General features: G+C 49.9%; 19 protein-coding genes, 3 tRNA genes, 3 rRNA genes, 2 pseudogenes and 1 other annotated feature. Of the genes and pseudogenes, 8 read left to right on the top strand and 19 right to left on the bottom strand.

Translation table 11 applies throughout. The features are described from left to right. Positions 1 to 43 precede the first annotated feature (43 nt). Positions 44 to 1,417 (top strand): murein transglycosylase D, encoded by a 1,374-nt coding sequence (gene mltD, locus DMB82_RS05550; protein WP_102118603.1) that lies wholly within the window; start codon positions 44 to 46, stop codon positions 1,415 to 1,417. Between the two features lie 66 nt (positions 1,418 to 1,483). On the opposite strand, the gene DMB82_RS05545 is transcribed toward mltD, so the two are convergent. The 4 genes and pseudogenes from DMB82_RS05545 to DMB82_RS05530 all read right to left on the bottom strand — a co-directional run bounded on the left by DMB82_RS05545 (position 1,484) and on the right by DMB82_RS05530 (position 4,053). After that, complete coding sequence (locus DMB82_RS05545; RefSeq protein WP_116163106.1) at positions 1,484 to 2,272, bottom strand: endonuclease/exonuclease/phosphatase family protein; 789 nt, start codon at positions 2,270 to 2,272, stop codon at positions 1,484 to 1,486. A gap of 126 nt (positions 2,273 to 2,398) precedes the next feature. Next, positions 2,399 to 2,845: pseudogene (locus DMB82_RS05540) on the bottom strand (IS1 family transposase); the annotation flags it as partial. A gap of 145 nt (positions 2,846 to 2,990) precedes the next feature. After that, positions 2,991 to 3,539, bottom strand: coding sequence for a Mu transposase domain-containing protein (locus DMB82_RS05535; protein WP_226888940.1), 549 nt, complete (start codon positions 3,537 to 3,539; stop codon positions 2,991 to 2,993). After that, a complete protein-coding gene (locus DMB82_RS05530) occupies positions 3,532 to 4,053 on the bottom strand; it encodes a hypothetical protein (RefSeq protein WP_226888939.1) in 522 nt (173 codons plus the stop codon). The genes DMB82_RS05535 and DMB82_RS05530 overlap by 8 nt, the downstream gene beginning before the upstream one ends. Positions 4,054 to 4,374: 321 nt before the next feature. On the opposite strand from DMB82_RS05530, the pseudogene DMB82_RS05525 reads away from it, so the two are divergent. Beyond that, positions 4,375 to 4,703, top strand: a pseudogene (locus DMB82_RS05525) (IS30 family transposase); the annotation flags it as partial. Positions 4,704 to 4,839: 136 nt separating this feature from the next. On the opposite strand, the gene DMB82_RS05520 reads toward DMB82_RS05525, so the two are convergent. From DMB82_RS05520 to rluD, 9 genes are all read right to left on the bottom strand, one after another. Further along, positions 4,840 to 4,916: transfer RNA gene (locus DMB82_RS05520), tRNA-Asp, on the bottom strand. A 52-nt stretch (positions 4,917 to 4,968) separates the two neighbouring features. After that, positions 4,969 to 5,084 (bottom strand): 5S ribosomal RNA (gene rrf / locus DMB82_RS05515). A 129-nt stretch (positions 5,085 to 5,213) separates the two neighbouring features. Then, positions 5,214 to 8,120: ribosomal RNA gene (locus DMB82_RS05510) — 23S ribosomal RNA — on the bottom strand. A gap of 219 nt (positions 8,121 to 8,339) precedes the next feature. After that, positions 8,340 to 8,415: transfer RNA gene (locus tag DMB82_RS05505), tRNA-Ala, on the bottom strand. 42 nt (positions 8,416 to 8,457) lie between these two features. Beyond that, positions 8,458 to 8,534 (bottom strand) — tRNA-Ile (locus DMB82_RS05500). 73 nt (positions 8,535 to 8,607) lie between these two features. After that, a 16S ribosomal RNA gene (locus tag DMB82_RS05495) occupies positions 8,608 to 10,149 on the bottom strand. Together the 16S, 23S and 5S rRNA genes with 3 tRNA genes alongside form the textbook arrangement of a ribosomal RNA operon. A gap of 490 nt (positions 10,150 to 10,639) precedes the next feature. After that, positions 10,640 to 13,216 (bottom strand): ATP-dependent chaperone ClpB, encoded by a 2,577-nt coding sequence (gene clpB, locus DMB82_RS05490; RefSeq protein ID WP_102118991.1) that lies wholly within the window; start codon positions 13,214 to 13,216, stop codon positions 10,640 to 10,642. A 133-nt stretch (positions 13,217 to 13,349) separates the two neighbouring features. After that, complete coding sequence (gene yfiH / locus DMB82_RS05485; RefSeq protein ID WP_102118992.1) at positions 13,350 to 14,075, bottom strand: purine nucleoside phosphorylase YfiH; 726 nt, start codon at positions 14,073 to 14,075, stop codon at positions 13,350 to 13,352. Positions 14,076 to 14,118: 43 nt separating this feature from the next. Next, on the bottom strand, positions 14,119 to 15,096 hold the full coding sequence (gene rluD / locus DMB82_RS05480; RefSeq protein WP_102118993.1) for a 23S rRNA pseudouridine(1911/1915/1917) synthase RluD: 978 nt from the start codon (positions 15,094 to 15,096) through the stop codon (positions 14,119 to 14,121). 134 nt (positions 15,097 to 15,230) lie between these two features. Here rluD and bamD point away from each other — a divergent pair, with 134 nt between their 5' ends. From bamD to pheA, 3 genes are all read left to right on the top strand, one after another. Continuing rightward, complete coding sequence (gene bamD / locus DMB82_RS05475; protein ID WP_102118994.1) at positions 15,231 to 15,965, top strand: outer membrane protein assembly factor BamD; 735 nt, start codon at positions 15,231 to 15,233, stop codon at positions 15,963 to 15,965. Between the two features lie 319 nt (positions 15,966 to 16,284). Continuing rightward, a complete protein-coding gene (gene raiA / locus DMB82_RS05470) occupies positions 16,285 to 16,623 on the top strand; it encodes a ribosome-associated translation inhibitor RaiA (RefSeq protein ID WP_116163600.1) in 339 nt (112 codons plus the stop codon). Positions 16,624 to 16,816: 193 nt separating this feature from the next. Beyond that, positions 16,817 to 16,942, top strand: a sequence feature (Phe leader region). Positions 16,943 to 16,970: 28 nt separating this feature from the next. Next, entirely contained in the window at positions 16,971 to 18,131 is a 1,161-nt protein-coding gene (gene pheA / locus DMB82_RS05465; RefSeq protein ID WP_116163602.1) for a bifunctional chorismate mutase/prephenate dehydratase, read from the top strand. A gap of 81 nt (positions 18,132 to 18,212) precedes the next feature. Here the strand turns inward: pheA and tyrA are convergent, their stop codons facing one another. Continuing rightward, positions 18,213 to 19,334, bottom strand: a complete 1,122-nt coding sequence (gene tyrA, locus DMB82_RS05460; protein WP_116156569.1) for a bifunctional chorismate mutase/prephenate dehydrogenase — start codon at positions 19,332 to 19,334, stop codon at positions 18,213 to 18,215. Positions 19,335 to 19,340: 6 nt separating this feature from the next. Then, positions 19,341 to 20,414, bottom strand: a complete 1,074-nt coding sequence (locus tag DMB82_RS05455; RefSeq protein WP_116163604.1) for a 3-deoxy-7-phosphoheptulonate synthase — start codon at positions 20,412 to 20,414, stop codon at positions 19,341 to 19,343. A gap of 249 nt (positions 20,415 to 20,663) precedes the next feature. Between DMB82_RS05455 and btsR the strand changes: the two genes are divergently transcribed. The 3 genes from btsR to DMB82_RS05440 all read left to right on the top strand — a co-directional run bounded on the left by btsR (position 20,664) and on the right by DMB82_RS05440 (position 22,975). Further along, complete coding sequence (gene btsR / locus DMB82_RS05450; RefSeq protein WP_010285977.1) at positions 20,664 to 21,380, top strand: two-component system response regulator BtsR; 717 nt, start codon at positions 20,664 to 20,666, stop codon at positions 21,378 to 21,380. An 82-nt stretch (positions 21,381 to 21,462) separates the two neighbouring features. Beyond that, the gene (locus DMB82_RS05445) at positions 21,463 to 21,774 is read left to right on the top strand and encodes a DUF2799 domain-containing protein (RefSeq protein WP_338090984.1); all 312 of its coding nucleotides are present in this window, start codon (positions 21,463 to 21,465) and stop codon (positions 21,772 to 21,774) included. Between the two features lie 262 nt (positions 21,775 to 22,036). Further along, positions 22,037 to 22,975, top strand: coding sequence for a class I SAM-dependent methyltransferase (locus DMB82_RS05440; protein WP_102118999.1), 939 nt, complete (start codon positions 22,037 to 22,039; stop codon positions 22,973 to 22,975). Between the two features lie 356 nt (positions 22,976 to 23,331). Here DMB82_RS05440 and rplS read toward each other — a convergent pair whose 3' ends face one another. The 4 genes from rplS to rpsP all read right to left on the bottom strand — a co-directional run bounded on the left by rplS (position 23,332) and on the right by rpsP (position 25,352). Further along, positions 23,332 to 23,679, bottom strand: coding sequence for a 50S ribosomal protein L19 (gene rplS / locus DMB82_RS05435; protein WP_039483928.1), 348 nt, complete (start codon positions 23,677 to 23,679; stop codon positions 23,332 to 23,334). Positions 23,680 to 23,742: 63 nt separating this feature from the next. After that, positions 23,743 to 24,498: a tRNA (guanosine(37)-N1)-methyltransferase TrmD gene (gene trmD / locus DMB82_RS05430; RefSeq protein WP_116156397.1), complete on the bottom strand. Its 756-nt coding sequence runs from the start codon at positions 24,496 to 24,498 to the stop codon at positions 23,743 to 23,745. Between the two features lie 38 nt (positions 24,499 to 24,536). After that, positions 24,537 to 25,085, bottom strand: a complete 549-nt coding sequence (gene rimM / locus DMB82_RS05425; protein WP_102119000.1) for a ribosome maturation factor RimM — start codon at positions 25,083 to 25,085, stop codon at positions 24,537 to 24,539. An 18-nt stretch (positions 25,086 to 25,103) separates the two neighbouring features. Further along, the gene (gene rpsP / locus DMB82_RS05420) at positions 25,104 to 25,352 is read right to left on the bottom strand and encodes a 30S ribosomal protein S16 (protein WP_010285998.1); all 249 of its coding nucleotides are present in this window, start codon (positions 25,350 to 25,352) and stop codon (positions 25,104 to 25,106) included. Positions 25,353 to 25,439 lie beyond the last annotated feature (87 nt).

The following is a 25,439-nucleotide window of genomic DNA, read 5'->3' as shown; positions in this document are numbered from 1 at the left end:
CAAAGTATCCTTGCTCGTCTTTTAAGCAACTATTGACCAACATATGAAGGCTAAAGCGATGATTATCGCCTCAGTCTTGCTGGCGGGTTGTCAGGTCTCACCGCATGACACCTCGCAATCCAAACAGCATGCACAGAGTTTGTCTTCGGCAAGTCAAAGTGAAGCAGGAAAGTACACAGATGGTCGAGAGGCCTCTGCGCGATGGCTAGATGACGATAGCCTCACGCAGCGAGATCTGTGGAACTTCATTGGCGACGAGCTGAAGATGGAGGTTCCGGAAAACGCCCGGATCCGCGAACAAAAAATGCGTTATTTGAAGAATAAGAGCTATCTCCACGATGTAACATTACGGGCAGAGCCGTACATGTACTGGATAGTCGAGCAGATTAAGCAACGTAAAATGCCGATGGAACTGGTACTGCTACCCATAGTGGAGAGCGCTTTTGATCCAAGTGCCACATCATCCGCCAATGCCGCTGGGCTATGGCAGATTATCCCTGGCACAGGACGTAATTATGGTTTGAAACAGAACCAGTGGTACGACGGACGTCGCGATGTGATTGCGTCTACAACGGCTGCGCTAGATATGATGCAACGGCTTAACACAATGTTTGATGGCGACTGGTTATTGACTGTTGCTGCATATAACAGTGGTGAAGGCCGCGTCATGGAAGCGATGAAGGCGAATAAAGCGAAAGGGAAATCAACCAGCTTCTGGGCACTGGCGTTGCCGCGTGAAACGTCAATCTATGTTCCCAAAATGCTGGCCTTGAGTGATATTCTTAAAAACAGCAAGAAGTATGGCGTAAGTCTACCGCAGCCCAATGAAAGCCGCGCATTAGCAAAGGTTGAACTGGGTCAACAGATAGAATTGACACAAGCGGCTGAGATGGCTGGACTGTCGTTGAATAAGCTGAAGAGCTATAACTCGGGCTATAAACGTAATGTTACCGCACCAAATGGGCCACATTACATCATGGTACCTAAAGCGCATGTTGAGCAGTTGAAAGATTCACTGGCTGATGGTGACATCGCAGCGATTCAACCAACACGTTTAGCGCAAACACAGCCAAAGCCAGCATCGCAGCAGTATAAGGTAAGCTCAGGTGATACCTTATCAGCTATTGCGGCACGGCTTAATGTCAGCACGAAAGATTTGCAGAGTTGGAACAATCTGCGTAGCGCTGGTGCGCTCAAGGTTGGTCAAACGTTGCAAGTTGCCAAAGCGTCAGGCAATAGCAGTTCTATCACCTATCAAGTTCGGAAGGGTGATTCGCTGGCAAGCATTGCTAAACGCCATGGCGTAAATATCGCTGATGTGATGCGCTGGAATACGCTTATCAACAAGAATGCCAACATTCAGCCAGGTGATCGTCTGACGCTTTATGTTAGCAGTAACATAAAACCTGATTCTTAACGTCATTCAAAACAGTAACGAGAAACAGCCCTCCTACAGATGTAGAGGGCTGTTTTTTTATAGAGATTAACTCAGGCTAAATTCAACGAGTAGTGGATTATGGTCTGAGGCCTGAGTCACCAATATAGAAGACTGGTTAACGATCAGCTCACGGTAAAAGACGAAATCGAGCGGTCGCCCAAACGCCTTTCGTCGTTGGTCATCAACGAAATGTACCTCCTGCAACCTCATCTTTACCGCAAACCGATTAAGTGCGTTAATACGCTGCTGACTCCATGCATTAAAATCTCCAGCCATAATAACCGGCCCCTGGTGATGTGCAAGTTGTTCCCCAATCGCAGCCAACTGCTTGGTATAAACCTCAACACCAAAACTAAAGTTAACCGCATGGATATTGATAACCATCAGCCTCTGACCACTCTGAAGCGCATAGACCGTTACCAAAGAGGACTTAACCAAACGCAGTAAAGGCTCCCTTTCACGTAAAGGGCAGCAATATACGGGCTGGGCTGCTGATAGTGTCATCACTCCAGATGGATGTTGCGGGAGGATAATGGCGGGGACTTGATCGGCTGAGAGATAGTTGGTGGTTGCAAAATGGATGAGCTCTGGCGTACTTTGCGCTTCCTGCAACAGGACGAGCTGGGTACCTTTACCGAAATTTTGCAACACGGAAAGCCAGTTCATTCGTTGCTGCTTAAAAATATTCCACACCATTACGCGTAAAATATTCCCCTCCAGCAACAATGAGCCTGCCGGTAGCACTTGCCCTAGATAATGCATTTCTCTAGGAGGAAAGATACGTTCAACTGGTTGGCCAGCAACATACCTCATTGCATAGGTTTTTTTCCGCACGCCTAATCCACTCTCCGTTTCAATACACAAAATACCCTATCAAAAAAGAACTCTCTTCTGTTATAAGAATTTTATCGCAGACTTGCAATGTACGCTCGGCGGCAATGCCTCCAATGAGTAGAACATCTATTTTTCGATGAAGGCTCCAATGACGTTTTCGTGGATCTCTATTGAACGCGAGAAGCAAATCGTTTTGCGAGCCAGCCTCTTGATTCGGGTACGGAGAGTCAGGTTGTTACGCTCAATGCGCTGCGTAAAGACTTTACCCGTCAGATAGTTAACTTTCGGTACTTCTCTGGCATAGCTGCATATTCCGACCCACTCATCGCTGGTTATCATGCCAATGCTGAATGGCGTCAAAGGGGCCAGCAACTCCCGACATGTCTCACCGGTGCGTGGACCGCAGGTGTAGGCCAGTACACCGCCGGTTTTGGTGTCGTAAGCGTATCAGAGCCCGTGTTGTCGCGCCTTACTGCCAACGAAGCTCCACTGCTCATCAAGTTCACCTATAAGTGCCACATCAGCATGAGCAACCGGAGATGACGTTATTCGCTTCGACGCGAGTTTTTTAACGTGCGAAAGTTCCTTTTTCGACAACAGCAACAGCTGCTTCCGAGACCTCTCGCTGCAGCAGTTCGTGCTCCAGCAGAAGCCCCAGCGCTCCTCGAAGCTCAACGCTGTGTAGGTCATGGGCTGTGACCATTGTAGCTCCAGCGCGTTACTCATGTGCCCCAGCCGCAGGGCGCGTATCTGTTTGCTGGCAGGCATTCTTCAGCCGGGCATCGCCATATTCGCGGCTGAGATTGAGCAGTCCCAGACAGGTCCGGTAAGCCTGTTCCGGATGTGCCCAGTGGTGCAGATGCCAGGACACCACGGCACGGGTGGCGTTGCCGATGCTTTCTCCCCATGACAACAGCCTGTCCGAGCTCCAGCGTTGCTGCCGGTACGACTCCGGCATATGTTCTGCCTGCGTAGTGAAGCCACCCTTTGCTGCGCCCCTGGATGCTGGGCAACCAGCGTTCCCCCAGTGATAGAGACGAACAAGCCGGGCACCTGCCTCGATATCGGTATGGCTGCCAACCAGTGCGTGAGGGACGGAGTACGCATGTTTGCCGTACAGCACGTGATAGTCAGGACCGACCTTTGCACGGCGGATATCAACGTATTCATACCGGTATGGCGGGAGGGCCTTCAGTGCGGGCTTATCCAGTTGTTCGTACAGGCTTTTCCGGCAACCCGGTAACCGACGGAACTGCCGCTCATTCATAGGTGTAGTTCGAGGCACCGAGCGTGGCGACGAAGATCTGCACCTGCCGTACCTCACCCGTATCCGGGTTGATAATCGGGAGCGTCGGCCTGCAGAAGTCGAGGAACAGTTTCTCTCCGGCGACATGGTGCTGACGCATACTGCGCTTCTGTAGCTTCAGCCATTCACCATAAAGGTTACAGAACTGGCTGTATCCGTAAGCGTTTTCGCCAGCTTCATGTTGATATTCCTGCCAGAGCAGGATTTTGGTCATCCCTTTACGCTTCAGTTCCTGATGGCACCGCAGGAAGTCCGGCATCCGTTTATGCCGGTCGCTGGCGCGTCCGGTATAAAACAACGCTTCAAGCTGTAATTCCGTCATATCTTCCGGCAGAGGCCATGCCAGTTGGCTTCCCCTGAAGCGGGTAACCACATCAGATACGGTGCTGCACCCGATATTCAGACAGGCCGAGATGCTCCTGTTGGGCAGGTGACAGTCAAATTTAAGGCGCAGCAGCTCTTTAATTTTACTCATCCGCGTTCTCAGTCTTGCCATGGCGACACGTCTCCGGAAGATGGGTTATCAGGAGAAAGTGTTGCCCATTGTTTTAAAAGTGAAAAGCGCGGGATTCCGACGACAGGATCACGGATTCCGACGGATGGCCAGATTTGGCCGGAACAAATCGGAATCAGCGGTCGAATTAAATCGGAAAGTGCGATCGGATTACATCGGAATCAATGGTCGGTTTGGGTCGGAATATGCAATCACTTCGATTCTTTGCACAAGACACTCCTTAAACATAGGTCTATGCCTATGTCTTATTGATGAAGTGTCCGGTTTAGATGGGGGCTACTACAGGCGATAATGTCGATGCTGAGCGGTTATAAGGACGTGTGCCACACCATCACGTTCGACAACGGCAGGGCGTTCAGCGGGCACAAGGCAATCGCAGAGGCGCTGGAGGCGGAAACCTACTTCGCCCCCCGTATGCGTCGTATGAGCGGGGCTTGAACGAGAACGCGAATGGTCTTTTAAGGCAGTTTATCCCGAAAGGAACAGACCTGAGGACGGTGTCAGAAGAGGCGTTACTGGCGTATCAGAATGCCTTAAACAGCAGGCTGCGGAAGTGTCTGGGGTTCAGGCAACCGTCAGTGGTGTTTGCAGAACTAAGAATGGCGGCTTAGCGTTGCACTTCGGAGTTGAATCCGCCGAAAAATGAAATGATCGGAAAACACAAAAGGCAGAGGAAGAGACGGATTCATCTAAAAATTCTAATATGCCAAAGCCCTAAGCTAGCGCTTAGGGCTTTGGCATAATAAGTGGCGGAACGGACGGGGCTCGAACCCGCGACCCCCTGCGTGACAGGCAGGTATTCTAACCAACTGAACTACCGCTCCACCGAATTTCTCTACAACCACCAGATCGCTCCGGCTTACTGCTTAATTTGATGCCTGGCAGTTCCCTACTCTCACATGGGGAAACCCCACACTACCATCGGCGCTACGGCGTTTCACTTCTGAGTTCGGCATGGGGTCAGGTGGGACCACCGCGCTATCGCCGCCAGGCAAATTCTGTTTCATTCCAACCGTCATGCTTCGCTTACGCTCTCGCACAACCATCAGAACCAATCTTTGAACAAGCTAAATATCAAAACACGTCTCTATGAGTCACTCGCAAAACACCTTCGGTGTTGTAAGGTTAAGCCTCTCGGGTCATTAGTACTGGTTAGCTCAACGTATCGCTACGCTTACACACCCAGCCTATCTACGTCGTCGTCTTCAACGGCCCTTCAGGGGCATCTAGTGCCCAGGGAAGACTCATCTCGAGGCAAGTTTCCCGCTTAGATGCTTTCAGCGGTTATCTCTTCCGCACTTAGCTACCGGGCAATGCAATTGGCATCACAACCCGAACACCAGTGGTGCGTTCACTCCGGTCCTCTCGTACTAGGAGCAACCCCTCTCAATCTTCCAACGCCCACGGCAGATAGGGACCGAACTGTCTCACGACGTTCTAAACCCAGCTCGCGTACCACTTTAAATGGCGAACAGCCATACCCTTGGGACCTACTTCAGCCCCAGGATGTGATGAGCCGACATCGAGGTGCCAAACACCGCCGTCGATATGAACTCTTGGGCGGTATCAGCCTGTTATCCCCGGAGTACCTTTTATCCGTTGAGCGATGGCCCTTCCATTCAGAACCACCGGATCACTAAGACCTGCTTTCGCACCTGCTCGAGCTGTCACTCTCGCAGTCAAGCTAGCTTATGCCTTTGCACTAACCTCCTGATGTCCGACCAGGATTAGCTAACCTTCGTGCTCCTCCGTTACGCTTTGGGAGGAGACCGCCCCAGTCAAACTACCCACCAGACACTGTCCGCAACCCGGATTACGGGCCCACGTTAGAACATCAAACATTAAAGGGTGGTATTTCAAGGTTGGCTCCACAAGAACTGGCGTCCTCGCTTCAAAGCCTCCCACCTATCCTACACATCAAGGCTCAAGGTTCAGTGTCAAGCTATAGTAAAGGTTCACGGGGTCTTTCCGTCTTGCCGCGGGTACACTGCATCTTCACAGCGAGTTCAATTTCACTGAGTCTCGGGTGGAGACAGCCTGGCCATCATTACGCCATTCGTGCAGGTCGGAACTTACCCGACAAGGAATTTCGCTACCTTAGGACCGTTATAGTTACGGCCGCCGTTTACCGGGGCTTCGATCAAGAGCTTCGCCTTGCGGCTGACCCCATCAATTAACCTTCCGGCACCGGGCAGGCGTCACACCGTATACGTCCACTTTCGTGTTTGCACAGTGCTGTGTTTTTATTAAACAGTTGCAGCCAGCTGGTATCTTCGACTGAGTTCAGCTCCGTGAGCACGTCACTTCACCTACCATCAGCGTGCCTTCTCCCGAAGTTACGGCACCATTTTGCCTAGTTCCTTCACCCGAGTTCTCTCAAGCGCCTGAGTATTCTCTACCTGACCACCTGTGTCGGTTTGGGGTACGATTTGATGTTACCTGGAGCTTAGAGGCTTTTCCTGGAAGCGTAGCATTGGTTACTTCATCACCGTAGTGACTCGTCATCACGCCTCAGTGTTAATGACGACCCGGATTTACCAAGGTCATCCACCTTCACGCTTAAACCGGGACAACCGTCGCCCGGATAACCTAGCTTTCTCCGTCCCCCCTTCGCAGTAACACCGAGTACAGGAATATTAACCTGTTTCCCATCGACTACGCTTTTCAGCCTCGCCTTAGGGGTCGACTCACCCTGCCCCGATTAACGTTGGACAGGAACCCTTGGTCTTCCGGCGTGCGGGTTTTTCACCCGCATTATCGTTACTTATGTCAGCATTCGCACTTCTGATACCTCCAGCAGCCCTCACAGGCCACCTTCGACGGCTTACAGAACGCTCCCCTACCCAACAACACCTAAGTGTCGCTGCCGCAGCTTCGGTGCATGGTTTAGCCCCGTTACATCTTCCGCGCAGGCCGACTCGACCAGTGAGCTATTACGCTTTCTTTAAATGATGGCTGCTTCTAAGCCAACATCCTGGCTGTCTATGCCTTCCCACATCGTTTCCCACTTAACCATGACTTTGGGACCTTAGCTGGCGGTCTGGGTTGTTTCCCTCTTCACGACGAACGTTAGCACCCGCCGTGTGTCTCCCGTGATAACATTCTTCGGTATTCGGAGTTTGCATCGGGTTGGTAAGTCGGGATGACCCCCTAGCCGAAACAGTGCTCTACCCCCGAAGATGAATTCACGAGGCGCTACCTAAATAGCTTTCGGGGAGAACCAGCTATCTCCCGGTTTGATTGGCCTTTCACCCCCAGCCACAAGTCATCCGCTAATTTTTCAACATTAGTCGGTTCGGTCCTCCAGTTAGTGTTACCCAACCTTCAACCTGCCCATGGCTAGATCACCGGGTTTCGGGTCTATACCCTGCAACTTAACGCCCAGTTAAGACTCGGTTTCCCTGCGGCTCCCCTATACGGTTAACCTTGCTACAGAATATAAGTCGCTGACCCATTATACAAAAGGTACGCAGTCACCTAACAAGTAGGCTCCCACTGCTTGTACGTACACGGTTTCAGGTTCTATTTCACTCCCCTCGCCGGGGTTCTTTTCGCCTTTCCCTCACGGTACTGGTTCACTATCGGTCAGTCAGGAGTATTTAGCCTTGGAGGATGGTCCCCCCATATTCAGACAGGATGTCACGTGTCCCGCCCTACTCATCGAACTCACAACTTGTGCATTTTTGTGTACGGGACTATCACCCTTTACTGTGCGACTTTCCAGACGCTTCCACTAACACACAAACTGATTCAGGTTCTGGGCTCCTCCCCGTTCGCTCGCCGCTACTGGGGGAATCTCGGTTGATTTCTTTTCCTCGGGGTACTGAGATGTTTCAGTTCCCCCGGTTCGCCTCATGACACTATGTATTCATGTCATGATAGTGTGTCGAAACACACTGGGTTTCCCCATTCGGGTATCGTCGGGTATAACGCTTCATATCAGCTTACCGACGCTTATCGCAGATTAGCACGCCCTTCATCGCCTCTGACTGCCTAGGCATCCACCGTGTACGCTTAGTCGCTTAACCTCACAACCCGAAGGTGTCTTTAATAAATAAAGCCAACGTCGCGCTGCGATTATTTGAGAGACTCATTGACGCACTGATACACCATTCATACCCGCAGGTACCAATGCATGTTCAGCTGTCATGTTTCAATTTTCAGCTTGTTCCAGATTGTTAAAGAGCAAAACGTCGCAGTGCACCCATACAGGTACACTCTGAAGTTTTCTATACAGCGAGTAGTGATGGTGGAGCTATGCGGGATCGAACCGCAGACCTCCTGCGTGCAAGGCAGGCGCTCTCCCAGCTGAGCTATAACCCCATCGTTGCTTACAGATACCTTAGATACCACTCACGGAAGAGTTGGTAGGCCTGAGTGGACTTGAACCACCGACCTCACCCTTATCAGGGGTGCGCTCTAACCACCTGAGCTACAAGCCTATTAAGGTATTTCTGCTCGTTATTTTCATCAGACAATCTGTGTGAGCACTTCACTTAACACACATCTTCTTGGTAAGGAGGTGATCCAACCGCAGGTTCCCCTACGGTTACCTTGTTACGACTTCACCCCAGTCATGAATCACAAAGTGGTAAGCGCCCTCCCGAAGGTTAAGCTACCTACTTCTTTTGCAACCCACTCCCATGGTGTGACGGGCGGTGTGTACAAGGCCCGGGAACGTATTCACCGTAGCATTCTGATCTACGATTACTAGCGATTCCGACTTCATGGAGTCGAGTTGCAGACTCCAATCCGGACTACGACGTACTTTATGAGGTCCGCTTGCTCTCGCGAGGTCGCTTCTCTTTGTATACGCCATTGTAGCACGTGTGTAGCCCTACTCGTAAGGGCCATGATGACTTGACGTCATCCCCACCTTCCTCCGGTTTATCACCGGCAGTCTCCTTTGAGTTCCCGACCGAATCGCTGGCAACAAAGGATAAGGGTTGCGCTCGTTGCGGGACTTAACCCAACATTTCACAACACGAGCTGACGACAGCCATGCAGCACCTGTCTCACAGTTCCCGAAGGCACTAAGGTATCTCTACCAAATTCTGTGGATGTCAAGAGTAGGTAAGGTTCTTCGCGTTGCATCGAATTAAACCACATGCTCCACCGCTTGTGCGGGCCCCCGTCAATTCATTTGAGTTTTAACCTTGCGGCCGTACTCCCCAGGCGGTCGATTTAACGCGTTAGCTCCGGAAGCCACGCCTCAAGGGCACAACCTCCAAATCGACATCGTTTACAGCGTGGACTACCAGGGTATCTAATCCTGTTTGCTCCCCACGCTTTCGCACCTGAGCGTCAGTCTTTGTCCAGGGGGCCGCCTTCGCCACCGGTATTCCTCCAGATCTCTACGCATTTCACCGCTACACCTGGAATTCTACCCCCCTCTACAAGACTCTAGCCTGTCAGTTTTGAATGCAGTTCCCAGGTTAAGCCCGGGGATTTCACATCCAACTTAACAGACCGCCTGCGTGCGCTTTACGCCCAGTCATTCCGATTAACGCTTGCACCCTCCGTATTACCGCGGCTGCTGGCACGGAGTTAGCCGGTGCTTCTTCTGCGGGTAACGTCAATCGATAAGGTTATTAACCTCACCGCCTTCCTCCCCGCTGAAAGTGCTTTACAACCCGAAGGCCTTCTTCACACACGCGGCATGGCTGCATCAGGCTTGCGCCCATTGTGCAATATTCCCCACTGCTGCCTCCCGTAGGAGTCTGGACCGTGTCTCAGTTCCAGTGTGGCTGGTCATCCTCTCAGACCAGCTAGGGATCGTCGCCTAGGTGAGCCATTACCTCACCTACTAGCTAATCCCATCTGGGCACATCCGATGGCGAGAGGCCCTAAGGTCCCCCTCTTTGGTCCGAAGACGTTATGCGGTATTAGCTACCGTTTCCAGTAGTTATCCCCCTCCATCAGGCAGTTTCCCAGACATTACTCACCCGTCCGCCGCTCGTCACCCAGAGAGCAAGCTCTCCTGTGCTACCGCTCGACTTGCATGTGTTAGGCCTGCCGCCAGCGTTCAATCTGAGCCATGATCAAACTCTTCAATTTAAGATTTGTTTGATTTGCTGAACTCGTCAGCGATGCTCAAAGAATTAGTCACTGTTCATTCGTAATGAATTTTACTGTTGTTCACTCTTCAAGACTTTTTTATATCGTTAAGATACGGTCTTGTGAGTGCCCACACAGATTGTCTGATTAAATTGTTAAAGAGCAGTGCCACTTCATCGGTGGCGCGGGCTGCACATACTATGCTTTTCCGCTGTGAAGTCAAGTCATTACTGACTGCTTCGTTGAATCTTTTTGCTGTCACCACAACCGCGTGTCGCTGTTGCCGTGTCAGTGGATGCGCATTATAGGGACTTCTCGGCCACTGACAAGCGCTAAATGCAAATTATTTTCCAACCGTTCAAAAACAAGCCAAAAGACACCATTTAGCACACTTCACATACAGAAAATGAATATAACCTGAGCTCATAATGTGAAAACGGGAGCATCCGTTAACGGCTGCCCCCGTTGATCGCTTACCAGTTCACTCACATTATTCTTGCTGCGCGACGATCTGTTCGCCGTCAACATCTAATGTGATCGGTTTACCGGGTATCAATTTCCCCCCCAGCATCTGCTGAGCGAGCGGGTTCTCTATCAGTTGCTGTATCGCTCTTTTAAGCGGACGCGCACCATAGACAGGATCAAACCCGACTTCCCCGAGCATATCTAAAGCCGCATCCGTAATCGTGACGCTATATCCACGCTCTTCAAGACGCTTGTACAGTCTCTGGAGCTGAATTTGTGCGATCGACGTAATATGCGCTCTTCCCAGTGGATGGAATACCACGACTTCATCGATACGGTTAATAAACTCGGGGCGGAAGCTGTGGCTAACGACGTCAAGCACCATATCTCTCATTCCGGTATAGCTACGCTCACCAAAACGTTCCTGAATAAGGTCAGAGCCCAAGTTTGACGTCATAATGACCACAGTATTACGGAAGTCGACCGTTCTGCCCTGACCATCGGTGAGGCGCCCATCATCTAATACCTGAAGCAGGATATTAAACACATCAGGGTGTGCCTTTTCGATCTCATCTAGCAAAATGACCGAATAAGGGCGACGGCGTACCGCTTCCGTCAAATATCCCCCTTCCTCGTAACCGACATATCCCGGAGGCGCACCGACCAAACGTGAAACCGAGTGTTTCTCCATAAACTCAGACATATCGATGCGCACCATGGCGTCGTCACTGTCGAAGAGGAAAGTCGCCAGCGTTTTGCAGAGTTCCGTTTTCCCAACGCCTGTTGGCCCAAGGAACAGGAACGAGCCAATAGGACGATTCGGGTCGGATAGCCCAGCCCGACTACGACGGATGGAATTCGCTACCGCTTCAACGGCTTCGTTCTGCCCAATCACACGCTGATGCAGTTCATCTTCCATGCGTAATAATTTTTCTTTCTCGCTTTCCAACATGCGAGAAACAGGAATCCCAGTCCAACGCGCCAGCACATCAGCGATTTCAACATCCGTTACTCGATTACGCAGCAAATGCATCGTTTTCCCTTCCTGCTGCGTTGCTGCTGCCAGTTGTTTCTCCAGCTCAGGGATTTTGCCGTATTGCAGCTCAGACATTATTCCCAGATCGCCCTGACGGCGAGCCTGTTCCAGCGCAATTTTCGCCTGCTCTAAAGACGCTTTAATATTCTGCGTTCCAGTGAGTGATGCTTTTTCTGCTTTCCACTCTTCTTCTTGTTGGGAATATTCACGCTCTTTTTGGTCAAGTTCAGCACTCAGCAATTCAAGCCGCTTTTGGCTGGCTTCATCAGATTCTTTTTTCAACGCCTGCTGCTCCAGCTTTAACTGGATGATTCGGCGTTCAAGCCGATCAAGGGGCTCTGGTTTCGAGTCAATCTGAATACGAATACTGGATGCCGCCTCATCAATCAGGTCAATCGCTTTATCCGGCAACTGACGATCCGCGATATAACGATGAGATAACATGGCTGCCGCAACAATCGCCGGGTCAGTAATTTGTACATGATGGTGCAATTCATAACGCTCTTTCAGCCCGCGCAGAATCGCAATCGTGTCTTCAACGGTCGGTTCAGCGACAAACACTTTCTGGAAACGACGCTCAAGGGCCGCGTCTTTTTCAATATATTGCCGATACTCATTGAGCGTTGTCGCCCCAACGCAATGCAACTCACCACGAGCCAGCGCGGGTTTTAGCATATTGCCGGCATCCATCGCGCCATCGGCTTTACCTGCCCCCACCATCGTATGGAGTTCATCAATAAACAGAATGACATTGCCTTCCTGTTTAGACAGATCGTTGAGCACACCTTTCAGACGTTCTTCAAACTCACCACGATATTTCGCCCCCGCCACCAGCGCGCCCATATCCAGCGAAAGCACGCGCTTGTTTTTCAATCCTTCAGGCACTTCACCATTAACGATGCGCTGGGCTAACCCTTCCACTATCGCGGTTTTACCCACGCCGGGTTCACCAATTAATACTGGGTTATTTTTGGTTCGACGTTGTAGAACCTGAATAGTGCGGCGAATTTCTTCATCGCGCCCAATCACTGGATCGAGTTTGCCTTGTTCCGCACGTTCCGTGAGGTCAATCGTGAATTTTTTTAATGCCTGGCGCTGATCTTCAGCCCCCTGATCGTTCACTTGATCCCCTCCTCTTACTTGATCGATGGCGTTTGTTATACCTTGCTGCGTGACACTGGCCTTTTTCAATATATCCCCCAGCGTGCCGCGAGACTCCAACGCAGCAAGCACGAAAAGTTCCGAGGAAATAAAGGTATCGCCACGCTTTTGCGCAAATTTGTCGCACATATTCAATGCGCGGACTAACTCGTTCGAAGGTTGAACATCACCATCAGTGCCTTCAACCTGAGGCAAACGCGTGATTGCCTGGTCGATTTCAGCTTTGAGGTAATTAAGATTGGCTCCGGCAACAGTCAGAAGTGGACCAACAGTCCCACCATCCTGATGAAGCAAAGCACTCATCAAATGAAGTGGTTCAATAAACTGGTGATCGCGCCCAAGGGCAAGAGACTGGGCATCAGACAGAGCAAGTTGGAATTTGTTGGTAAGACGATCCAGACGCATAACACCTCCCGTACACTGGTCAAAATTGCTACTGGAGATTAAATGAGGTCATCCCTCAAACATTTCAAGGTTATTTTGCCAGTCGTAACAGGATTTAAACGTTACTTGTCTTGGATCGTCTTAATTCAATAGGTTATATCAGCCAGATTAAACTTGCCATACGTCCAGTCACACCATCACGCCGATAAGAGAAAAATTTGTGAGACTCACTCACAGTACAGGCATTTCCACCAAAAATTTGCGTTATCCCTGCGGCACGTAAGCGCAGACTTGCCAGTTGGTAGATATCGGCAAAAAATTTATTTCCTTCAGGCCGAAATGCTGAGGCCGCAGCCATATCATGCTGAATAAATGCATCCCTGATTTCAGGGCCGACCTCAAAGGTATCAGGCCCAATAGCAGGCCCCAGCCACGCCATAATTTGTGCGGGTTGTGCACGGAAACAGGCTAATGTTTCTTCCAATACCCCCGCGTGCAATCCCCGCCAGCCAGCATGCGCGGCAGCGACTTCGTCACCGTTGATTGCACAAAAAAGCACGGGCAAACAGTCGGCCGTCATCACCGCACAGACTTTTCCTTTCTTATCGGTATAAGCCGCATCACCGCAAACAGACGTAGGGGACACCTCACCAATACGAATCACATCGGTGCCATGAACCTGTTCCAACCAATGCGGCATAGCTGGAAGACTGGCCATCTCCACCAGCGTTTGCCGATTTGCGGTGACATGCGCGGGCTCATCGCCCACATGATTCCCCACATTTAGCGAATCATAAGGTGCACGACTACACCCGCCAATGCGCGTCGTACTACAAGATTTCACACTTTCTGGCAAAGGCCAGTCGGGGTATATCAGCATAGTCCGTCACCTCTATAAATCGGCACTTATCGTATTGAATACATTACCAGTCGAGCTGATCCTTAAACGCTTCGGTATCGGCTTTAAGCGCATCAATCAGCTCGACCATATCCTGTGGCAATTCCGCATGCCATTCCATGTGAATGCCCGTAATAGGATGGTAGAAACGTAACATAGTGGCATGCAGCGCCTGACGATCGAACCCACGTAGCATCTCAATGAAATCCTCCGAAGCGCCTTTTGGCGGGCGAGGACGACCACCGTATAGCTGATCGCCAACCAGAGGATGATTAATATGCGCCATATGCACGCGAATCTGATGGGTGCGCCCCGTTTCCAGACGCAACCGCAAACGGGTATGCGCACGGAAATGTTCCATGATGCGATAATGCGTCACGGCAGGCTTACCCATTGGGTGCACGGCCATATGAGTACGCTTGGTTGCGTGGCGAGCGATAGGCTGTTCGACCATACCACCTGCAGTCATCGAACCAATCGCAACGGCCTCATACTCACGGGTAATTTCACGCGCCTGTAGCGCCTCAACTAAACGCGTCTGTGCAGGTACCGTTTTCGCGACCACCATGAGCCCTGTCGTATCTTTATCAAGTCGGTGCACAATCCCAGCACGGGGCACATCGACAATCTCAGGATAATGATGTAGCAAGGCATTCAATACCGTGCCATCTGGGTTACCCGCACCGGGGTGAACCACCAGATCTCTGGGTTTATTGATGACCAGGATATCCTGATCCTCGTACACGATATCCAGTTTGATATCCTGTGCTTCCCAGCGTGCTTCTTCTTCAATCAATGCATCAATGGCTACCGATTCGCCGCCAAGTACTTTCTCTTTTGGCTTATTGATGACATTGCCGTTAATCTGTACTCGATTCTCAAGAATCCACTCTTTTATGCGGGATCGTGAATAATCAGGGAACAATTCGGCCAAAGCCTGATCTAAACGTTGTCCGAGTTGAGATTCGGCCACCGTTGCGGTGAGTTGTACTTGTTGTGACATATTATGCAGCTTCTTCGTTAACGTTGGGTTTTGACGGCGACGCCGTTTAAAATAATGTACTATTGTAGCTGGTCTAAATCGGGAGCTTCACGGACAGTCTCCCGGAATAACATTCTGAGGATAATCAAAACGTCATGACGCGTATGAAATATCTGGTGGCTGCCGCCACGTTGAGCCTGGCGCTGGCTGGTTGCTCCAGCAATTCCAAAGATGCGGTTCCTGATAGTCCGCCATCTGAAATCTATGCCAATGCTCAACAAAAACTGCAAGACGGCAACTTTAAAGCAGCCATCACACAGTTGGAAGCACTGGATAACCGGTATCCCTTTGGCCCCTACTCGCAGCAAGTACAGTTGGATTTGATCTACGCCTATTACAAATCCGCAGAGCTGCCATTGGCCCAAGCTTCTATTGACCGCTTCCTGCGACTCAACCCAACCCATCCAAATGTGGATTATGTCCTGTACATTCGCGGCCTGACCGACATGGCGCTGGATGATAGTGCGTTACAAGGCTTCTTCGGCGTTGATCGTTCCGATCGCGATCCGCAGTATGCCCGTACCGCATTTCGGGATTTCAGTAAGCTCATTCAGGGATATCCGAACAGCCAATACGCCACCGACGCAAACAAGCGTTTGGTTTACCTCAAAGAGCGTCTGGCCAAGTATGAACTTTCTGTCGCGCAATACTACACGAAACGCGGCGCTTATGTGGCAGTAGTTAATCGTGTTGAGCAAATGCTGCGTGATTACCCAGATGCCCAGGCAACAAAAAATGCCCTGCCGTTAATGGAGAATGCTTATCGCGAACTGCAACTGGCCGCGCAAGCGGATAAAGTCGTAAAAGTCATCGCGGCGAACCCAGCATAAACGATAAGTGACACACAGTCACAAGACGGCAGCTTCGGTTGCCGTTTTTTATGGTTAGACCGGTTGGTTATGCATAGATGGGCAAAAAAACAGGTTGGCATGAGTCAACAACAGCGCGGTAGCGTCAATACATCCTATCAATAATGGCACAGGCCAGATGCCCTCTCAAGTACTTCCGTCCTATTCCCGATGATGCTTCACAAATCGCATTTTCTTGACAAAAAGTGACGAAAAAAAGCGACCAACATCACGCTTTTTGTCACGACTCACTGTATGCTGAAATTATCCAAGACGGACATAGGCAGAGAGGTAAGTTTGTATGACTATTAATATTACCAGTAAGCAAATGGATATCACCCCCGCAATTCGTCAACATGTCGAAGACCGTCTTTCTAAGCTGGACAAGTGGCAAACCCAGCTGATTAACCCACATATTATTTTGTCAAAAGAACCACAGGGTTTTGTGGCCGATGCCACTATCAGTACGCCAAATGGCCCGCTGGTTGCCAGCGCTAAGCATGATGATATGTATGCCGCCATCAACGAGCTGATTGCCAAGTTGGAACGCCAGTTGGACAAACTCCAGCATAAAAGTGAAGCCAGACGCGCGGTAGCGAGTGTCAAAGAAGCGAATCTCCAGCCGACTCAAGAAGAGTAATTAACCCTCTTTACCTCAATATAACGCGCCTGAGGGCGCGTTTTTGCATTCCAGGTGTCGTATCCACGTCCTAAAAAACCAACGCGATACCCCGTTTAAAATTGCGCTCGGCGATTTTGTATTGACAGGATGAAAAGCCAACAGTTACCTTACCTACTCAGAATCTGGATATCCTCCTGACTAACCGAGTAAACATGATAAATAAACTGTTCTTCTTCGTATTCTTTTTCACCTTCCCCTGAGTTGGGAGGCGATTCGTCGTAAGAGCAAGAATACGAAGACGAACAAAAAAGCCTCCTGACCAGGAGGCTTTTTTTATATAAGAACATAAGACAGGTAACAGCATCATGACAGACAACCCATTACTGGCACTGCGAGAACGCATCAGCACATTGGATCTGCAATTAATTGAATTGTTGGCACAAAGACGAGAACTCGCGTTGGACGTTGCCCGCAGCAAATTGCATTCGCATCGTCCAATCCGTGATAAAGAGCGTGAGCGTGATTTGCTGGACAAACTGACTGCCGCTGGGAAAAAGCATCATCTTGATGGTCACTACATTACCCGCTTATTCCAGCTCATCATTGAAGATTCAGTACTAACGCAGCAGGCACTCTTACAGCATCACCTCAACCAAACAACGTCACACTCTGCCCGCATTGCCTTTCTCGGTCCGAAAGGTTCTTATTCCCATCTCGCGGCCCGCCAATATGCTGCGCGACACTTCGAACAATTTATCGAGTGTGGTTGCCAGAAATTTCAGGACATCTTCAACATGGTGGAAACAGGGCAAGCGGACTATGCCGTTCTGCCAATTGAAAATACCAGCTCTGGTTCGATTAACGATGTCTACGATCTGCTGCAACACACGGCTTTATCCATCGTCGGCGAATTAACCAATCCGATAAATCACTGCGTTTTAGTTGCCACCGATACATCATTGGAACAGATCGAAACGGTTTACAGCCATCCGCAACCGTTCCAGCAGTGCAGCCATTTCATTAATCGTTTTCCACACTGGAAGATTGAATATTGTGAGAGCACGGCTGCGGCGATGGAAAAAGTCGCGGCGCTCAACTCGCCAAAAGCAGCAGCACTCGGCAGCGAAGCTGGTGGTCAGCTTTATCAGCTACAGGTGCTGGAACACGATCTGGCAAATCAGTCGCAAAACATCACCCGCTTCATTGTATTAGCACGCAAGCCCATTGATGTGACGGAACAAGTGCCGGCAAAAACCACGCTAATTATGGCAACCGGTCAACAGTCAGGTGCGCTGGTAGAAGCTCTGTTGGTATTGCGTGATAACGGCATTGTGATGACCAAGCTGGAATCCAGACCGATCAACGGTAACCCATGGGAAGAGATGTTCTATCTGGACGTACAGGCCAACCTGCGCAGCGATGCCATGCAGAAAGCGCTAAAAGGATTAGCCCCCATCACCCGCTCATTAAAAGTGTTGGGCTGCTACCCGAGTGAAAACGTCGTACCCGTGGACGTGAACGAATAGTCGATGTGAACGAATAATTGAAAAAGCCATCCTAGTATCCCCGGGATGGCTTCTTAAACACAACCAAGATAGTAAACGTGCTTATTGACGAATATCGTTTGCCTGACGCAAAAGCACCCGGCTCTCCGCTTGAAAACGTTTGGCATAGTCGCCAAACCAGTGTTCGACCTTCTTGAAGCTGTTGATAAATCCTGCCTTATCCGTCTGCTCCAGTAGCTCAATCGCCTCGCCAAAACGTTTGTAGTAACGCTTAATCAACGCCAGATTATCCTCTGAAGACATAATGATGTCGGCATACAGCTGCGGATCCTGCGCAAACAGCCGACCAACCATGATCAATTCCAGACGATAGATTGGCGATGACAGCGCTAATAGCTGTTCAAGCTGCACGTTCTCTTCCGCTAAATGCAGGCCATACGCGAATGTCGCAAAGTGACGCAGCGCCTGAATGAACATCATGTTCTGATCGTGTTCGACTGCACTGATACGATGCAGACGCGCGCCCCACACCTGAATCTGTTCCAGTAACCACTGGTAGGCTTCCGGCTGCCGCCCATCGCAATAGACGACAACCTGCTTAGCAAGGCTACCGCTGTCTGGCCCGAACATAGGGTGCAGACCAAGTACCGGGCCACTATGCACCGCCAGCATCGCCTGAAGCGGGCCATTTTTTACCGATGCCAAATCAACCAAGATACAGTCATCCGGCAAAGCAGGCAGACGAGCAATCACCTGTTCAGTCACGTGAATCGGCACGCTGACAATCACCATGCCGGCATCAGACAGCAGTTCATCCGCGCGCGGCCAGTCATCTTGCTCCAGAATCCTCACCTGATAGCCCGACAGCGTCAGCATTTTCTCAAACAGGTTGCCCATTTGCCCCCGGCCACCGATGATGACAACCGGCCGCAACTGCGGGCACAGCGTTTTAAAGCCTTTATCGTTTTCACTGGTATAAGACTCACGCATGGTACGCCGCAGGATATCCTCAATGAGATCCGGCGGAACCCCCATCGACTCCGCTTCTTTACGACGTGAGCTGAGCATGGCCGCTTCACGATCGGGCGCATAAATGGGCAAACCATGGCGGCTTTTTACTTCACCCACTTCCGCCACCAAACGCAACCGACGTGATAACAGCGCGACAAGCTCCTTATCTACCTCATCTATCTGATCACGTAATACGGTCAGTTCAGCTACCATATCTTGTTACTCTCCTGAATGTTTCACCCGTGCAGCGCTCAGATCGTGATGAACGGAACGCAGCAACGTCTCTGTATTTTCCCAACTGATACAGGCATCCGTGACCGATACACCGTAGCGCATATCTGAACGCGGCTGTTCTGAAGACTGGCTCCCCTCGTTAAGGTGGCTTTCCAGCATCAAGCCTATAATGGAACGATTTCCCGCCTTGATTTGTTCAATCGCAGATTCAACAACAAGTGGCTGACGGCGGTAGTCTTTATTCGAATTACCGTGACTACAATCTATCATCAGCGCCGGTCTCAGTCCCGCTTCCTGCATCTGTTTTTCACATTCGGCGACATCCTGCGCACTGTAGTTTGGTTTTTTACCGCCGCGCAGAATCACATGACCATCAATGTTCCCTTGCGTTTGCAGCAGACAAACTTGCCCAGTTTGGTTGATACCCACAAAACGGTGCGGCATCGCGGCGGCTCTCATCGCGTTGATCGCCGTTCCCAGACTACCGTCCGTGCCGTTTTTGAACCCGACAGGCATCGACAGGCCGGAAGCCATCTCACGGTGAGTTTGTGATTCTGTCGTACGTGCACCGATAGCCGACCAACTGAACAAATCACCCAAGTACTGCGGGCTGTTTGGATCAAGCGCTTCGGTCGCCAGTGGCAGTCCCATATTTACCAGTTCCAGCAGCAACCCACGCGCGATGTGCAGCCCTGCTTCCACATCAAATGAACCATCCATGAACGGATCGTTGATGAGCCCTTTCCAGCCCACGGTGGTACGCGGTTTTTCAAAATAAACACGCATGACAATGTAAAGGCGATCGTTTAATTCAGCGGCAAGCGACTGCAGGCGGCGCGCGTATTCCAACGCAGCATCCGTGTCATGAATCGAGCAAGGCCCGCAGACGATCAGCAACCGATCATCACGACCATGAATGATATCCGCAATGGTTGCTCTCGCTTGTGCAATATCGCGCTGCTCAGCATCGTTAAGCGGAAACTTGGCTTTCAATTCATCGGGGGTAATCAAAACCTGCTCTGCGCTGATATTAATATTGTTAAGTGAATCTTTTTGCATGATCCCATTCCTGAAAAGTTCGGTATGTTCGCGATCGCCTGTAAAGACTACTGTCTATACAACCTGCCTACGCGTGATGTTTACACCATAACACGAACCGTAAAGATTTCAATCCACTTGGTGTAAATAAAAAATTACCACCCTAAATATTGCCAAAAAAACGATAGTTGTCTGCCCTATCACTTCCCGACGCAACCATGCTAATCCCTAGCGTGAATAGTGATAGAATCACGCCAACAAGGGGGAAGGATGCTGAAAGCCATAATCATCGATGACGAACAGCTGGCACGTGAAGAGCTCAGCCTGCTGCTGGAAAATGAGTCTGATATCACCATCATTGCACAATGCAGCAATGCGCTGGAGGCGATACCGGCTATACATCGGCTACAGCCGGATGTGATTTTTCTGGATATACAGATGCCAAAGATCAGCGGATTAGAGCTGGTTGCCATGTTGGATCCAGAAAATATGCCTTATGTCGTCTTCGTGACAGCCTATGATGAGTACGCAGTGAGGGCATTTGAAGAGCATGCTTTTGACTATTTGCTCAAACCACTAGATGCACAACGGCTAAGCAAAACGCTAAATCGTTTACGTCGCGGCGTGAGTGTAAACAAAAACGTACAGATAATTTCAGAACCTTTGCTTCGCCATATTCCCTGTAACGGACACAACCGTATTTTTTTGCTCAAGATTGAGGAAGTCGAGTATCTTTGTTCAGAACTCAGCGGCGTACACGTCGTGGGCGTCAGCCAGTCTGGCTATACCCAACTTTCATTGAAAACGCTGGAAGAGAAAACGCCTTTCGTCCGTTGCCATCGCCAATACATGGTTAATACGGAACAGTTGAAAGAAATCCAGTTAATGGAGAACGGCGCAGCAGAAGTATTGACGCATACGGGAAAACACATCCCCGTCAGTCGCCGCTACCTTAAATTACTGAAAGAAAAATTAGGCATCGCCTGATGCGGTGCTTCTTCAGGCCAATGGCCGCAACATTGAAGGTTTGATGATGAAATACAGTTATGTCTTGGCTGTAATTCTTTTAATGACAGCATGCCAAAGCAACGTCCCGTCGCTCCCCGCTAAAAGTGAGTCAGGCTTCTGGTACGAAACGGGTTATCAGGATGCAATCTCTGGCATGGTCGTAAAGGACGATAGCACTTTGCAGGAATGGTTCGGTAATCCTCAAGTTGACCGTGAAACCTACCTACGTGGCTATCAGGCCGGACAGTCGGCTTTTTGCGGTACAGATAACATGGAAGAATGGGGAAAAGCAGGGAAAAACTTTCCCGCCAGCTGCGATGGCGTAGAGAATGCTGAAATACTGCGAACTCGCTGGCAACAGAGCCTGCCTTAACATCCTCCCGAAGATAAACGATGATCCATACTCACCAGCACTTTAGCTGGAAAAGCGCTATGGCTCATCGCATCTGGTAACAATTCCACTCACTTTTGTACTCACACAGAAATACGTCAGACATATCTCCCCTCTATTATCGCTCACATTAAATAATCACATTAAGTTATTAACAACCTGATGCTGATATAACGAAAATTAATATCTCACTGATAGTTAAATCTATTATTCCTGATAGCGATTGATATTATGGAGTGCTCATATGTCCGGTTCAAGCAAGCCTCATAACCCGTCTCTAAATAGCAGTTCAAGACTCTTATCACACGCTACCTCATCACAGGAAAGCCATGATGAACAAGTCGCTGCGGTAAAGAACAACATTATCGAGTCCGGCGACCATCCCGGCATTTCCGTAGAGGAACAACTCGCGATTCTGGAGGCGTTCTCCCACCTTGAACTAGGCCAGTTTTTACTAAAACATCACGGGTTAAATGCGTACTGGACGCATAATGTGATAACACATCAGCCAGCTCACTATGTTAATCCCCTCGAAGAAATCATCTACACACAGTTACCCAGCGTTTTGGCAACACGTGAACGATTTGGTATTTTCCAACGTCTGCTTCAAGAGCTCTTGCGCCCCGACGCCATCATGGTATCGGTTCCTTGTGGCGTCATGGCCGATTTACTGCTGCTGGACTATACGCGGCATCGAGATGTGAAATTAATCGGAATCGATCTGGATAAACAGGCGCTGGAAGAAGCTTATAAGCTTGCCAGTCAGCAAGGGTTAGAAAACCAGATATCGTTGGTGCTTACTGATGCCTGGACAATGGATTTGGCAGCACAAGCAGATGTGATTACCAGCAACGGACTCAACGTCTATGAACAAGATGATGACAAAGTTACCGAGCTTTACCGCGTGTTCTACTCAGGCTTAAAGCCAGGAGGTACGCTGATCACCAGCTTTATGACACCGCCTCCTACGCTGTCACAAGATTCCCCATGGATAAACACCGATCCAAAATTGCTAGCCCTCCAATATGTGCTTTTCTCACGTATTATCGGGGCAACATGGACAGCGTTTCGTACCCACAAAAAAACACAGTCGCAGCTAGAGCAGGCAGGATTCACAGATATTCAGTTCATTAACGATCGTATGCATATGTACCCAACAGTCATCGCGAATAAGCCGTTCTGAACAGAGTAAAAAACGGTATCAACACAATATTTTGATCGCCGTAACCGATCAATATTGAAAAATTGATCTGTATAAACGTTTATAAAATAACCATGTCTAATGTCATCATGGTACTGAAATTCAAACAATAATGATGGCACCAGGGAAAGCTAAGCCCACCAAGATGGTGGGCTTTTTACTGCCAACACGGTCATGCCTTAGACTCGGGCCTTAAGCAAAGGACTTATTCCCAGAAAGAGGGCTGCCACACAACCATGATCTGCCGCCACTTTGCCGCCATTTAGATAAAAAAAAGCCTAGCGAATTCGCTAGGCTATTGAAAAATAACAACTTTCGGATGTTGCGAAAGCGCTATCTTAGTTAAGACGCTCTTTGATACGAGCAGACTTACCAGTACGCTCACGCAGGTAGTACAGTTTGGCTTTACGCACGGCACCACGACGTTTAACAGTAATGCTGTCAATAACCGGAGAGTGAGTCTGGAATACACGCTCCACGCCTTCGCCGTTAGAAATTTTGCGAACAGTGAATGCAGAATGCAGACCGCGGTTACGAATAGCGATAACCACGCCCTCGAATGCCTGCAGACGTTTTTTGCTACCTTCAACAACCCATACCTTCACTTCTACGGAATCACCCGGACGAAATGCAGGTACGTCCTGCTTCATTTGTTCGTCTTCGATTTGCTTAATAATGTTGCTCATAATATGTCTCTTACCCTAGGTAAACTGATAGTTGGGTTCGCCAGGTCAAACCGGCGTAACCACCTAATACTCTTGTTGCTCAGACTGATATTCACGTTGGAATTCAGCCAGCAACCTTGTTTGCTCGTCAGTCAGAGCTAGGCTTTTCAGAAGTTCAGGTCTTCTAAGCCAGGTTCGGCCCAGCGACTGCTTCAATCGCCAGCGGCGTATTTCCGCATGGTTGCCAGACAATAACACTGCCGGAACGTCCATGCCTTCCAGTATTTCAGGGCGAGTGAAATGAGGACAGTCCAGCAATCCATCGGCAAAAGAATCTTCTTCTGCTGAAGCATGATGTCCCAGAACGCCCGGTATAAAGCGGGCAACGGAGTCAATCAGGGTCATCGCTGGCAGTTCCCCACCGCTGAGTACGTAATCGCCGATCGACCATTCTTCATCGATTTCGGTTTTAATTACACGCTCATCAATCCCTTCGTACCGTCCACAGACCAGAATCATCTTCTGGTTCGTAGCGAGTTGATGTACGCCTTGCTGATCTAATTTACGGCCCTGAGGTGATAAATAAATCACTTTCGCGCCTTCGCCTGCCGCTGCTTTTGCTGCGTGGATCGCATCCCGTAAAGGTTGCACCATCATCAGCATTCCGGGGCCGCCGCCATAAGGCCGATCGTCCACGGTGCGATGCCGATCGTAAGTGAAATCGCGAGGACTCCAATACTGTACGTTCAGCAGGCCATTTTTAACTGCCCGGCCAGTGACTCCGTAATCAGTAATCGCACGGAACATCTCTGGAAACAGGCTAATCACCCCAATCCACATAGTCTCGTTCCGCTGGGTACTACTGATCGATTCAGAGTTCAAAAACCAGGATCCCAATCTACTTCAACAGTTTGAGCAGAAAGGTCGACGCGCTTAACAACCTGTTCGGTGAGGAACGGAACCAGCCGTTCCTTGACTCCGAAGGCATCTTTCAGGTTGGCCTTTATTACCATCACATCGTTCGAGCCGGTTTCCATCATATCGATGATTTTACCTAACTCGTAACCGGCTACGGTCACGACCTGACAGCCAATAAGATCCTTCCAGTAATAATCACCTTCGCCCAGATCGGGCAGTTGTGACGAATCTACGACAATTTCACAATTGGTCAGTAAATTAGCCGCATCACGGTCATCAGCACCTTTCACTTTGATGATCAGATCCTGATTGTGATACTTCCAGCCTTCAATCTCGACAAGCTGCCAACCGCTTTTACTCTGGATGAACCAAGGTTGATAATCAAAAATGCTCTCGGCATCTTCGGTGGATGAAAACACTCTGAGCCAACCTCGAATGCCATATGCCGATCCTATCTTCCCCATCACAATTGGGTTAACGGGAGCTTTTGGGCTGAGTTGATTGCTCATTATCACCACCGCAACAAGTTATGCTGCTTTTTTAGCGTCTTTGATCAGCGAAGATACGCGATCAGACACAGTTGCACCCAGACCAAGCCAATGCTCGATACGGTCCAGATCCAGACGCAGGGCTTCTGCTTGACCAGATGCGATTGGGTTGAAGAAACCTACGCGCTCGATGAAACGACCATCACGCGCATTGCGGCTATCGGTCACGACTACTTGATAGAAGGGGCGTTTTTTCGCGCCGCCACGTGCCAAACGAATTGTTACCATAACATCCTCTTTAGTGAATAAAACAACCGGGCCCCATCGAGGAACGGAGCCCAGTATGTCATATAAAAAGCCCGAAAATTTTACTCA

Origin of the sequence: Pectobacterium aquaticum (assembly GCF_003382565.3) — a bacterium.
Lineage (GTDB): Bacteria > Pseudomonadota > Gammaproteobacteria > Enterobacterales > Enterobacteriaceae > Pectobacterium > Pectobacterium aquaticum.
Note: the sequence above shows the minus strand (reverse complement) of the source record. Positions and strands in the feature narration are given on the sequence as shown.